Source organism: Planktotalea sp. (assembly GCF_050633725.1).
GTDB lineage: Bacteria > Pseudomonadota > Alphaproteobacteria > Rhodobacterales > Rhodobacteraceae > Planktotalea.
In genome coordinates, this window is the sequence record NZ_JBOEHB010000001.1 from 1 (window position 1) to 11,670 (window position 11,670).

Consider the following 11,670-nt stretch of genomic DNA (forward strand, 5'->3'; position numbering starts at 1 on the left):
CATTGTCGGCCAGTCGGACTGGCTTCCCATGATGATTCCTACTTCGATGTTTGCCATGATCTATCACCCTTATTCGTGAGCGCTGGACTATAGCCAGATGCGTCTCTTAGGCAATAATGTCCGGGGTCAATCGGTCTTCTATTCGAGCGATTTGGTCCTTTAGACGCAGTTTGTTGCGCTTAAGGCGCTGCATCATGAGTTGATCCGCGGTTCCTTTGGCAGCGAGAGCATGAATCGACTCATCCAGATCACGGTGTTCACGACGGAGAACTTCGAGTTCAACTCGTAAAACCTCATTGGTTTTCATCGAAATATCTGTTGGCTCATTCATTTGTTAACTCAGCTCGGCCTTTGGTGCAGAGGTTTCTCTATACCGAGATATGCTGCGAACGCATAGCCCTTGCAAGGCACGCATTTGCTTCCCATATTCAAAGGAGCCGCGATTGCCGTAACGGGATCGCACCTTTGGACTGTCGCTTTATTCGAAGGACAAGACCCTATGACGAAACTAACGCTTGGCTCGTACCCGCATATGCTGGGTTTTGAGCAACTGGAACGTCTGGTGGAACGCACCGCGAAATCCGGTAACGAAGGATATCCTCCTTATAACATTGAACAAACGACCGACCGCTCTTATCGCATTACGCTTGCAGTGGCGGGGTTTGGCGAAGACGATCTGGCCATAACGGTAGAGGATCGCCATCTGGTGATCAGAGGGCGGCAAACCGACGATAGCGAAGGGCGATTGTTCCTGCATCGGGGAATCGCTGCGCGCCAGTTCCAACGCAGTTTCGTGCTTGCCGATGGTGTCGAGGTTGGAGAGGCGCAGATGGAAAACGGGCTGCTTCACGTCGATCTCACCCGCGCACGTCCTGATGCTGTTGTTCAAACGATTTCAATCAAGAAAGGGTAAACCAATGACCGACCCATATGATTTTGCGAAAGTAAAAGACGCGCGTATCGTATATGTGCGCCCCGTCGAAGCGGCAGAATTGCCCGCAGATGTTCAAGAGCAAGTAAGCGGTATGGAAACGCTTTATGCCGTGCATAGTGAATCGGGAGAGCGTTTGGCGATTGTTGCTGATCGCGACATGGCTTTTGTTCTGGCGCGCCAGAATGACTATGCGCCTGTAACGGTACACTAGTGAGCGATTTTGCTTGCCATTGGGTCGATGCGTTTACGGATCGACCTTTTGGCGGGAACGGCTGCGCTGTTGTGCACGGCGCGGCCCATTTGGATGATGAAACCTGCACGTCTTTTGTGCGCGAGACATCATTGGTTGAGTGCACCTTTTTAGGCCCGTCAGACGTTGCCGATTTGCGGGTCCGATATTTTTTGGCGAGCCGCGAAATTCCTTTTGCGGGTCATCCAACAGTTGCCTCCGTCATTGCCGCCCATGCGGCCGGCACGATTGGCGTAGGTGATCTAACGCTTGAAACGCTTGCTGGGATTATACCCGTCACGCTGAGCGATGACGGCAAACGTGTGAGCATGCGCCAAATCGCGCCGAAGTTTGGACCTGTCGTTGATAAAACCTTAGCGGCTGCTGCGATTGGTGTTGACGCTGGCGACTTGCTGGCGGCGCCGCAACTGGTTTCAACTGGATTGCCCTTCATTATTGTGCCGCTTCGCGATCAAGCTGCCCTGCGCCGCGCGCAGCTAAACGCGAAGGCTCTGCAAGCGATGAATGAAACGCTTGGTCCTGAAGGCGCTGATGTGATGGAGCCGTTTATCACCTCGCTCGGCGGTTTTACCGAGGGCGGAGATACGTTTTCGCGCCTTTTGTTGATGCCGCCAAGCCCTGCCGAAGATGCATTTACTGGCTCTGCAACAGGGGCGATGGCGAGCTATCTGTGGCATCACAATCTGATTGAAACACCTGAATTTGTTGCGGAGCAGGGCCATTTGATGGGCCGCCCGGGGCGCGCAAATGTGCGTGTGCTTGGCACGCGCGATGCCATTGAAGGCGTCGAGGTGTCAGGCAATGGCCACATTTTGATCAGCGGCACGCTGCATTTGTAGCCGCTCGGCAAGAGTTTTGCCGCTTGGTTCTGCTAGAGTTGGGCTTTGCCGTCCTTGTTTGCCTGTGCGTGATTGTGAACGTTGGCAATTTTTCATCGAAACTGACACGGATCAAAGTGGGTTTTGCCCTTGCTCGTTATCATGCTCTCAATAGTTCACTAAACCTAGGAGACTCGGATGACACGGCTTGCAGGTATGCTTTTTTCGCTCATTGCGACAACGCTGGCGGGTAGTTTTATGGTGGCTGCGTTGACCATGGGATACGACACCCTTCAACCCTTGCTGGTGGCTGCGGCGCTTGGCGGGTTGGCGGCGATCCCAGCGACTTATCTCGTTGCTAAAGCGATCGTTGATAACAATTAGGGTTCCCACTGAGGTGGGCCAGTGGCGGCGTGCGCGGTTTGGGAGGAAGGCCAGTGCCACCGCCACTGTTTTACGTGTTCTTGTACTCTAAGAATGCGCGCAAAGAGGCCTCGAACGCACGCGGTTGTTCCGCGTGCAGCCAATGGCCTGCGTTTTGAATTTTTGCGAATTTGGCGTTGGTAAAATGCGAGCTGATCTTGGGACGGTGGCTGGGTAGGACGTAGTCCGAGTTGGCACCTGATAGGAACAAAGTTAGCCCATCGTAGGTGCCCTTGATGTCAGGGAAGCCCAGAATTAACGGCATGTCCCGTTCCAGCGTGTTCAGATTATAGAGCCAGCGTTGTTCTTTTACGTTCAAGGATTGCGTGAAAAAGGATTGCAGTGTCGTGTCATCAATATTCTGCGCGAGTTGGGCGATCGCATCGGCGCGGCGTGTGACTTGGGACAAATCAACTGCGCGCATTGCGTCGATGAATTGCTGCTGCGAATGGCTGTAGGCGACGGGCGCGATGTCCGCGACGAGCAAACGAGCGACTTGTTCTGGTTGGGTAAGGGCCAGGGTCATCGCAGCTTTGCCGCCCATAGAATGTCCAACCATATCGACAACGCCGCCCTGCGCAGCAATCAAATCGCTAAGATCGCTCGCCATATCGAGATAGCTGTGGGTGTCTGCCCAAAAACTGCTGCCATGATTGCGCATATCAGGCGCGATGACGGTGCGGGTCTCGGACATGCGCCGCGCGATGACGTTCCAATTGCGTGCAGAGCCGAAAAGCCCGTGCACGATCATCAGGGGCGGGCGGGATGTATCGGTGCCATAGGTAAGATAGTTAAGCATGGCGGCAGGCGTATCGCGAAATTTGATGCGTGACCAGATGCGACTGCTTGAGCACCGCGTCGCGTGCAGCTAAGGTTTGCGCGTGCCAAGGAGAGCAAAATGCAACGCGAGTTAGATTTCACAGCGATCGAGCAAAAAGCGCTGGCTGCCTTGCGGACGCGGCTTGGTGTGAGATCGAAAGATTTGCCGCGTGCGATGAAATCCGCTGGCCGGCGACTGCCACGCGAAGCGCACCGGGCCGCGCAAGTTTTGGGCGAAGCAAAGGTTCATTCCGCCCATCCAAAGCTCGCGCGGATGGTGGATCATGGCGCTGTCGATGCGGCCGAGCAAACCCTGCATGCGCATCTGGAAAAGATTGATCCAAAAGAGCGCCGCACGGATATGATCTTGGCGATGCTGGGAACGCAGGCGCTAAATGTGTTGGCGGTTATTGCGCTTGTTGTGGGTCTGATGTGGTGGCGCGGCCTTTTGTAAGTGGCGCTGAAATTAGCGCGTCGCGCATCACTAATGTTACGGTGACAAAGCTGACATAGAGCAGCAGATACCAAGAGCCGAGTTTTGCAAAGCTCACGAGGCTGAGCCCGTCTGTGCCTGCATAGATCCAAGTCCCTGTTCCCGTTCCCACATTTTCGGCGAGCCAGAGAAAGAAGCTGGTCAGAAAGGCCGCGAGCGGCAAGGGCATCCAATAGTCTGTTTCAGCGACGCGGAACCAAATGCGTGTGCGTAAAAACAGAACGAGGGTCGCCGCGAACAAAACATAGCGCGCATCCCAGATGTAGTGATGGCTGAAGAAGTTCAAATAGATTGCAGCGCCGAGTGCAAAGGTCATCCAGAGCGGGGGGTAGGGTGCAAAGCGCATATCGAAAATGCGAATGACCCGCGCCATGAATGAGCCGACGGAGGCATACATAAAGCCGGAGAACAACGGAACGCCCCAGAGCTTTAGCAACGCAGGTTCGGGGTAAGCCCAACTGCCTGCGTTGACCTTGAATATTTCCATCGCGGTGCCTGTGAGGTGGAACAACAGGATCACGCGGGCTTCGGCAAGGGTTTCCAGTTTGAAGATCAGGAAAAGCGCTTGCAAAGCAATCGCATAGATCACCAGCGCATCATATCGTTTGAGCGCCCAAGTGTCCTGCCAAATGGCGTCGGACAGGATCAGCCCTGCGAGCATGAGCGCGCCAAATAGGCAGGCCCAGCCTTGCTTGAGTGTGAACATGACAAGTTCAGCGATTGGCCTTGGCAGGTGACGGCGCATGCTATCGCCAAGGCGACGTTCGATATGGCGGGTGGTGTGGTTACTGCTCATTCTGCCTTAGTGACACAGGCTTGCGAATATTGGCAATCGTTCCATCTCGGGCTTTGCGAGGGGCGATGCGGGGCAGTAACGGTAAAGGATGTCAAAAAAGGGTGCGTGAAATCACGCACCCTACGGTTTGTTTGGGCGGTAAGGTGTGTGCTTTGCACGCACCGCCCGTTGTTACAGGTTCGGATAAAGCGGGAAGCGCGCGCAAAGCGCGGCGACTTCGCTGCGTACTTTCGCTTCGACATCTGCGTTGCCCTCAGCGCCATTCGCCGCAAGGCCATCAACGACTTCGATGATCCAATCCGCAATCTGGCGGAACTCGGCCTCGCCAAAGCCGCGCGTCGTGCCCGCGGGCGAGCCGAGGCGAATGCCAGACGTCACTGTTGGCTTTTCAGGATCAAACGGAACGCCGTTTTTGTTGCAGGTGATATGGGCGCGGCCCAGAGCTTTGTCGACGATATTGCCTGTCACGCCTTTCGGGCGCAGGTCCACAAGCACGACATGCGTGTCTGTGCCGTGCGTGACTGTATCAAGGCCCCCTTTGATCAGTTGATCGCTGAGCGCTTGCGCGTTGATAACAACCTGTTTGATATAGTCTTTGAACTCTGGACGCAGCGCTTCGCCAAAGGCGACCGCCTTGGCCGCGATGACGTGCATCAAAGGACCGCCTTGGATGCCGGGGAAAATCGCTGAGTTGATTTTCTTAGCCAGAGCTTCGTCATTGGTCAGGATCATCCCGCCGCGTGGGCCGCGCAGTGTTTTGTGCGTCGTTGTCGTTGCAACATGCGCATGTGGGAAGGGTGATGGGTGCTCGCCTGCTGCCACGAGACCTGCGAAATGCGCCATATCGACGTGAAGATATGCGCCAACCATGTCAGCAATTTCGCGCATGCGTTTGAAATCAATCTGGCGCGGAATGGCCGAGCCACCAGCGATGATCATCTTTGGATGATGCTCTTTTGCGAGCGCTTCAACCTGATCATAGTCCAGCAGGTTGTCCTGCTTGCGCACACCGTATTGCACTGCGTTGAACCATTTGCCGGACTGGTTCGGCTTTGCGCCATGTGTGAGGTGTCCACCCGCATCAAGAGACATGCCGAGGATCGTATCGCCCGGCTGCAAGAGCGCTTGGAACACGCCTTGGTTCGCTTGGCTGCCTGAGTTTGGCTGAACATTTGCGAAGTCACAGGCGAACAATTGTTTTGCACGTTCAATCGCGAGGTTCTCTGCAACATCGACATGCTGACATCCGCCATAGTAGCGGCGGCCCGGGTAGCCTTCTGCGTATTTGTTGGTCATCACAGATCCCTGCGCTTCCATCACGGCGGCAGACACGATGTTTTCAGACGCGATCAATTCGATCTCGTCGCGTTGGCGACCAAGTTCGGACGTGATCGAGCCAAAAATTTCAGGATCGCGCTCGGATAGGGATTGCGTGAAAAAGTCGCTCTTGGTGGTGGTCATAGGGTCTCTCCAACGAAACAAGGACATGAGTCGACGCATTTCCTAAAGGAAACATCGCTAAGCTCAAGCGTCATATGCGACGAAACACCTATTTGCCGCGCCATGACTGGCGGCTGGACGAAACATGTGATTGTTTCGGGGACATAGGTTTCGCACAGGAAACATTTGATGACTCTCAAGATCGCCTTTTTGGCCAGTGATACAGCAACGGCGCAAGCCGCGCGCGGCGCTTTGGTGACCCGTTACGGTAATTGTGACAAAGAGGCGGCCGATGTGATTGTCGCGCTGGGCGGAGACGGTTTTATGCTGTCGGTCTTGCATGGCACTCAAGAATTGCCCGCGCCTGTTTATGGAATGAACAGGGGGACCATCGGGTTTTTGATGAACGAGTATAGCGAATCTGATCTGCAAGAGCGGTTGGCGCAGGCCGAGGAAGAGGTGATCAATCCGCTATCTATGCAGGCGCTGGACGCGGATGGCGTGACGCACAGCGAACTTGCGATCAACGAGGTGTCCCTTTTGCGCGCGGGCCCACAAGCTGCGAAACTACGGATCTACATTGATGGTCGTTTGCGGATGCAAGAATTGGTCTGCGACGGTGCATTGCTCGCAACACCTGCGGGCTCAACCGCATATAATTATTCGGCACATGGTCCGATTTTACCGATTGGGGCAGATGTGCTGGCTTTAACCGCGATGGCAGCGTTTCGCCCGAGGCGATGGCGCGGCGCACTTGTGCCGAAATCAGCGAAAGTTCGTTTTGAAGTGATTGACCCAAAGAAGCGCCCCGTTATGGCGGATGCGGATGGGCGATCGGTCAAGGATGTGTTGCACGTGGATATTCAATCCGCACCTGACATCGCGCATCGCATTTTGTTTGATCCCGGTCATGGTTTGGAGGAACGGCTCATTCGAGAGCAGTTCGTCTAACGGAAGCGCCGAAAAAGGGGCTCTGCCCCATCTCAGTAAACTGAGATTCCCCGGGATATTTTGGGAAAGGGGATGCAATGGAGGTGCATCATTTGTCTTTTAGAGCTGAAACGAGCCACGCCCTTGGGCGTGGCTCACCGCGAGGGCTTTAGCCCTCGCAAGACCTGTCTTCGTCGTGAGACGAAGTCATTTTGCGTAACCGATGCTTTGAAGCGCGAGTTTGATTTCATCGAGGATTACTGGATCGTCGATTGTCGCGGGCATTTTGAAGTCTTCGCTATCGGCGATTTTAACCATTGTGCCGCGCAGGATTTTACCAGAACGGGTTTTCGGCAGACGATCAACAACAACGGCAAGTTTGAACGCCGCAACCGGGCCGATCTTCTCGCGCACCAGCTTGACGCATTCAGCAATGACATCCGCGTCTTCGCGACCTGCGCCAGCGTTTAGGCACAAGAAACCAACGGGCATTTGCCCTTTGAGCTGGTCCGTCACGCCAATGACTGCGCATTCAGCGACATCGGGATGGCTTGCAAGCACTTCTTCCATTCCGCCAGTGGACAAACGGTGACCTGCGACGTTGATCACGTCATCGGTACGCGCCATGATGTAGAGATAGCCGTCCTCATCGATCATCCCCGCATCGCCAGTTTCATAGTAACCAGGAAATTGCGTGAGATAGCTTTTGCGGAAACGGTCCTCGGCGTTCCAAAGCGTTGGCAGCGTGCCAGGGGGCAATGGAAGTTTGATCGCGATCGCGCCAAGTTCGCCAGCGGCCATTTGGTGGCCGCCTTCGTCGAGCACTTGCACGTCAAAGCCAGGCATTGGCACGGAGGGGCTGCCGAGTTTTACTGGCAGTTGCTCGATGCCCATCGGGTTCGCGGCAATCGCGTAGCCGGTTTCTGTTTGCCACCAGTGATCGATCACTGGAACGTTCAGCTGTGTTTGCGCCCATTCAATCGTGTCAGGGTCCGCGCGCTCACCAGCAAGGTAAACGACATTCAGGCAGCTCAGGTCGTACTTCTTGACGAATTCGCCCTTGGGGTCTTCGCGTTTTACCGCGCGGAAGGCTGTAGGCGCGGTGAAGAAGCTTTTTACGTTATGCTCCGAGATCACGCGCCAGAAGGTGCCCGCATCAGGCGTGCCTACTGGTTTTCCTTCAAACACAATTGTTGTGTTCCCGTGCACCAGCGGCGCATAGCAAATGTAGGAGTGACCCACGACCCAGCCCACATCTGACGCGGCCCAGAACACATCGCCCGGATCAACGTTGTAGATGTTCTTCATCGTCCAGTTCAGCGCGACCAGATGGCCGCCTGTGTGGCGGATGACGCCCTTTGGCGCGCCAGTCGTGCCAGAGGTGTAGAGGATATAGGCAGGATGGTTGCCCTCAACAGGGAGACAGTCCGCAGGTTCAACACCCGCTTGGAAGCCGTGCCAATCCACATCCCGCTCGCCAAGCTTTGCGACCTCTTGTTCGCGCTGGAAAATCACGCAGAAGTCGGGCTTGTGTTCAGCCAGTTCGATCGCGCCATCAACCAGCGGTTTGTAATGCACCACACGGTTCGGCTCTAGCCCGCAGGAAGCGGCGATAATGGCTTTGGGCGTTGCATCGTCGATACGCACTGCCAATTCATTTGCTGCAAAGCCACCAAACACGACCGAATGGATTGCGCCGATGCGTGAGCAGGCAAGCATGGCTTCGAGCGCTTCGGGAACCATTGGCATATAGATAATGACCCGATCACCTTTTTCGACGCCTTTGGCGCGCAGCGCTCCAGCGAGGGAAGACACGCGATCCAGCAGTTCTTTATAGGTGATCTTGTGGATCGTACCTGTGATCGGGCTGTCATGAATAATTGCGACCTGATCGCCGCGTCCGTTTTCGACGTGGCGGTCAACGGCGTTGTAGCATGTGTTGATCTTCGCATCCGCGAACCACTCAAAAAGACCATCGCCTTTGTCGGTAAGCGCTTTGCTCGGCGCTTCATCCCAATCAAGGGCTTTTGCAGCTTCTAACCAAAAGGCTTCTGGGTCATTTTGGCAGCTTTCATAGACGTCTTTATAGGCCATGTGGTCCTCCTCAACTCATGCTGAACGCGAGTTAGGCTGTGGAGTGCGCTTCGGGCAAGCCGCAACTCAGTTCAGGTGGCGGTTTGCCGCAATAGCTTTGCAGAATTTGCGATATTCGCTTGCAGATTTTTGCAAAGTCGCAGGAATCGTCCATCCAGCAAGAAGCTGATTGGTGTTTTGCAAAATTGCAAACTGCACCTTGTGAGCGCTTCAGGCGAATCGAGTTGTTGAGTTTTACCCTGCTGATCTAAGCGCAACAGATTCCTTTTTGCATCCGAAGTTTGGCTCAGAAGCGCCCCATGTTATCCGTACTTGGAAACGGGCGTTCCTGCGACGGCGGCCATGTTCAGCAATCCGCGCGCGGTAATGCTGGGGGTTACGATATGCGCGCGGTTTCCCATGCCCATTAGCACAGGACCGACTTCGAGCCCGTCCGCCTTCATTTTTACGATGTTGCGCGTTGCTGAAGCGGCATCGGCATGTCCGAAAATCAAAACATTTGCCGACCCTTTTAAGCGCCCATTGGGAAGCAGTCTGTTGCGCAATTCAGGGTCAAGCGCGGCGTCGACATTCATCTCGCCTTCATAAGCAAAATCGGTCTCCATCTCGTCTAGAATTGCCATTGCGGCGCGCAGGCGTTTTCCTGTCCCCTCCGCTTGGTTGCCGAACTGGGACTGCGAGCAGAAGGCCACTTGTGGTTCAATGCCGAAGCGTTTTGCGTGGCGTGCTGCACCAATTGCGGTCTGGGCGAGCTGTTCTGGCGTGGGCAGGGACCAAACATGGGTATCGGCCAAGAACAACGGCCCATCTTCCAAAATCATAAGCGATAGCGCGCCGTGAGGGGTATGGGTATCGTCGCCCAAAACTTGGGTGACGTAATTCAGGTGCCAGCGGTATTCGCCAAACGTGCCGCAGATCAGGCTGTCAGCCTCTCCGCGATGCACCATGACAGCGCCAATTGCTGTTGTATTCGTACGCATCACCGCGCGGGCGATGTCGGGGGTCACGCCGCGCCGCGCCATGATGCCGTGATAGGTTTCCCAATAGTCGCGATAGCGCGGATCGTTTTCGGGGTTCACGATCTTGAAGTCTTTCTCAGGCCGGATGGTAAGGCCCGCGCGTTCACAACGCGCAGCGATAACGTCAGGGCGTCCGATCAGGATTGGCGTTTCGGTGGTTTCTTCAAGGATGGCTTGGGTCGAGCGCAGCACGCGTTCGTCTTCGCCTTCTGCGAACACGATTGTGCGGGACGCGGTCGCCGCGGCTTCGAATACCGGACGCATCAGAAGCGCAGATTTGAACACGGAAGCGTTCAGTTGCGCGCGGTAGGCATCCATATCTTCGAGCGGCTTGGTCGCCACGCCAGTTTCCATAGCGGCCTGCGCAACGGCCGAAGATACGACAGCGGAGAGGCGTGGATCAAAAGGTTTAGGGATTAGGTAGTCAGCGCCAAAGGTGAGCTGTTCACCTTTATAGGCTTCGGCCGCCTCGGCGCTGGTGGTGGCGCGAGCAAGCTCAGCAATGCCCGCGATGCAGGCGAGTTTCATTTCGTCATTGATTTCGGTTGCGCCGACATCCAACGCGCCGCGAAAGATGAAGGGGAAGCACAGCACATTGTTGACTTGGTTCGGATAATCGCTGCGCCCTGTTGCGATGATTGCGTCCGGTGCAACGCTGCGCGCATCGGCGGGCGAGATTTCGGGATTGGGGTTTGCGAGCGCGAAGATGATCGGTTTGTCCTGCATGCGCGCGACCATGTCCGGCTTCAGAACATTTGGACCTGAGAGGCCCAGAAAGAGGTCCGCGCCTTCGATTACATCTTCCAAAGTGCGTAGGTCGCTCTTTTGGGCATAGGCCGCTTTTTGCGGGTTCATATCGACTTCGCGGCCTTCATAAACGAGACCGTGAATATCACAGAGCCAGACGTTTTCGCGCTTCACCCCAAGCTTAAGCAGCATATTGAGGCAGGCAATCCCTGCCGCGCCGCCACCTGTTGAGACGATCTTGATGTCTTCAAATGTCTTGCCCGAGACGTGCATCGCGTTGGTCGCAGCCGCGCCGACAACGATCGCAGTGCCATGTTGGTCGTCGTGAAAGACAGGAATGTTCATGCGTTTGCGGCAGATGTCCTCGACGATAAAGCAATCAGGCGCTTTGATGTCTTCAAGGTTTATCGCACCGAAGGTCGGACCCAGTGCGCAAACGATATCGGCAAGCTTTTCAGGATCGGTTTCGTCAAGTTCAATGTCAAAGCAGTCAATGCCGGCGAACTGTTTGAACAGGACAGCTTTGCCTTCCATCACGGGTTTGGAGGCAAGAGGGCCGATATTCCCAAGACCAAGAACCGCAGTTCCGTTCGTTACCACAGCAACAAGGTTGCCGCGTGCAGTATAGCGCGAGGCATCTGAAGGGGTTTTACTGATTTCAATGCAAGCTTCCGCAACGCCGGGGGAGTAGGCGCGTGCAAGGTCACGCCCATTCGCCAAAGGTTTGGTTGCGCGAACTTCCAGTTTTCCGGGCTTGGGAAATTCGTGATATTCCAGCGCAGCTTTGCGGGTGTTTTCCTTTGCGATGTCTGCTGGTTTGTCCGTCATGGCCCGCTCCTCAATCGATATCTGTTCAGTCGGCTTTAAGATGCATTATCCCAAGCCAAGTGGATACGCCACGTCGGTT

Annotated in this window: 12 protein-coding genes; 6 read left to right on the plus strand and 6 right to left on the minus strand. The window is 55.2% G+C overall.

From position 1 onward, the window contains the following. Positions 1–106 precede the first annotated feature (106 nt). On the minus strand, positions 107–331 hold the full coding sequence (locus tag ACRBCU_RS00005; protein ID WP_431363305.1) for a YdcH family protein: 225 nt from the start codon (positions 329–331) through the stop codon (positions 107–109). Between the two features lie 168 nt (positions 332–499). On the opposite strand from ACRBCU_RS00005, the gene ACRBCU_RS00010 reads away from it, so the two are divergent. The 4 genes from ACRBCU_RS00010 to ACRBCU_RS00025 all read left to right on the plus strand — a co-directional run bounded on the left by ACRBCU_RS00010 (position 500) and on the right by ACRBCU_RS00025 (position 2,386). Beyond that, complete coding sequence (locus ACRBCU_RS00010) at positions 500–913, plus strand: Hsp20 family protein (protein WP_431363306.1); 414 nt, start codon at positions 500–502, stop codon at positions 911–913. 4 nt (positions 914–917) lie between these two features. Next, positions 918–1,145, plus strand: a complete 228-nt coding sequence (locus ACRBCU_RS00015) for a DUF1150 family protein (protein WP_431363307.1) — start codon at positions 918–920, stop codon at positions 1,143–1,145. After that, the gene (locus ACRBCU_RS00020; protein ID WP_431363308.1) at positions 1,145–2,023 is read left to right on the plus strand and encodes a PhzF family phenazine biosynthesis protein; all 879 of its coding nucleotides are present in this window, start codon (positions 1,145–1,147) and stop codon (positions 2,021–2,023) included. Before ACRBCU_RS00015 ends, ACRBCU_RS00020 begins: the two co-directional genes overlap by 1 nt. 177 nt (positions 2,024–2,200) lie before the next feature. After that, on the plus strand, positions 2,201–2,386 hold the full coding sequence (locus ACRBCU_RS00025) for a CTP synthetase (RefSeq protein WP_431363309.1): 186 nt from the start codon (positions 2,201–2,203) through the stop codon (positions 2,384–2,386). 70 nt (positions 2,387–2,456) lie between these two features. Here ACRBCU_RS00025 and ACRBCU_RS00030 read toward each other — a convergent pair whose 3' ends face one another. After that, positions 2,457–3,224, minus strand: coding sequence for an alpha/beta fold hydrolase (locus ACRBCU_RS00030; RefSeq protein ID WP_431363310.1), 768 nt, complete (start codon positions 3,222–3,224; stop codon positions 2,457–2,459). 99 nt (positions 3,225–3,323) lie between these two features. Here ACRBCU_RS00030 and ACRBCU_RS00035 point away from each other — a divergent pair, with 99 nt between their 5' ends. Then, the gene (locus ACRBCU_RS00035; protein WP_431363311.1) at positions 3,324–3,698 is read left to right on the plus strand and encodes a hypothetical protein; all 375 of its coding nucleotides are present in this window, start codon (positions 3,324–3,326) and stop codon (positions 3,696–3,698) included. Here ACRBCU_RS00035 and ACRBCU_RS00040 read toward each other — a convergent pair. Continuing rightward, positions 3,652–4,533 carry a DUF817 domain-containing protein gene (locus tag ACRBCU_RS00040; RefSeq protein ID WP_431363312.1) on the minus strand — a complete coding sequence of 294 codons (882 nt, stop codon included), beginning with the start codon at positions 4,531–4,533 and terminating at the stop codon, positions 3,652–3,654. The genes ACRBCU_RS00035 and ACRBCU_RS00040 overlap by 47 nt on opposite strands. A 171-nt stretch (positions 4,534–4,704) precedes the next feature. Beyond that, positions 4,705–5,994, minus strand: coding sequence for a serine hydroxymethyltransferase (gene glyA / locus ACRBCU_RS00045; protein ID WP_431363313.1), 1,290 nt, complete (start codon positions 5,992–5,994; stop codon positions 4,705–4,707). 168 nt (positions 5,995–6,162) lie between these two features. On the opposite strand from glyA, the gene ACRBCU_RS00050 reads away from it, so the two are divergent. Further along, the gene (locus ACRBCU_RS00050) at positions 6,163–6,924 is read left to right on the plus strand and encodes an NAD kinase (protein ID WP_431363314.1); all 762 of its coding nucleotides are present in this window, start codon (positions 6,163–6,165) and stop codon (positions 6,922–6,924) included. A 186-nt stretch (positions 6,925–7,110) separates the two neighbouring features. Here the strand turns inward: ACRBCU_RS00050 and prpE are convergent, their stop codons facing one another. Beyond that, positions 7,111–8,997, minus strand: coding sequence for a propionate-CoA ligase PrpE (prpE, locus tag ACRBCU_RS00055; protein ID WP_431363315.1), 1,887 nt, complete (start codon positions 8,995–8,997; stop codon positions 7,111–7,113). Between the two features lie 302 nt (positions 8,998–9,299). Then, a complete protein-coding gene (locus ACRBCU_RS00060; protein ID WP_431363316.1) occupies positions 9,300–11,591 on the minus strand; it encodes an NADP-dependent malic enzyme in 2,292 nt (763 codons plus the stop codon). Between the last annotated feature and the right edge of the window lie 79 nt (positions 11,592–11,670).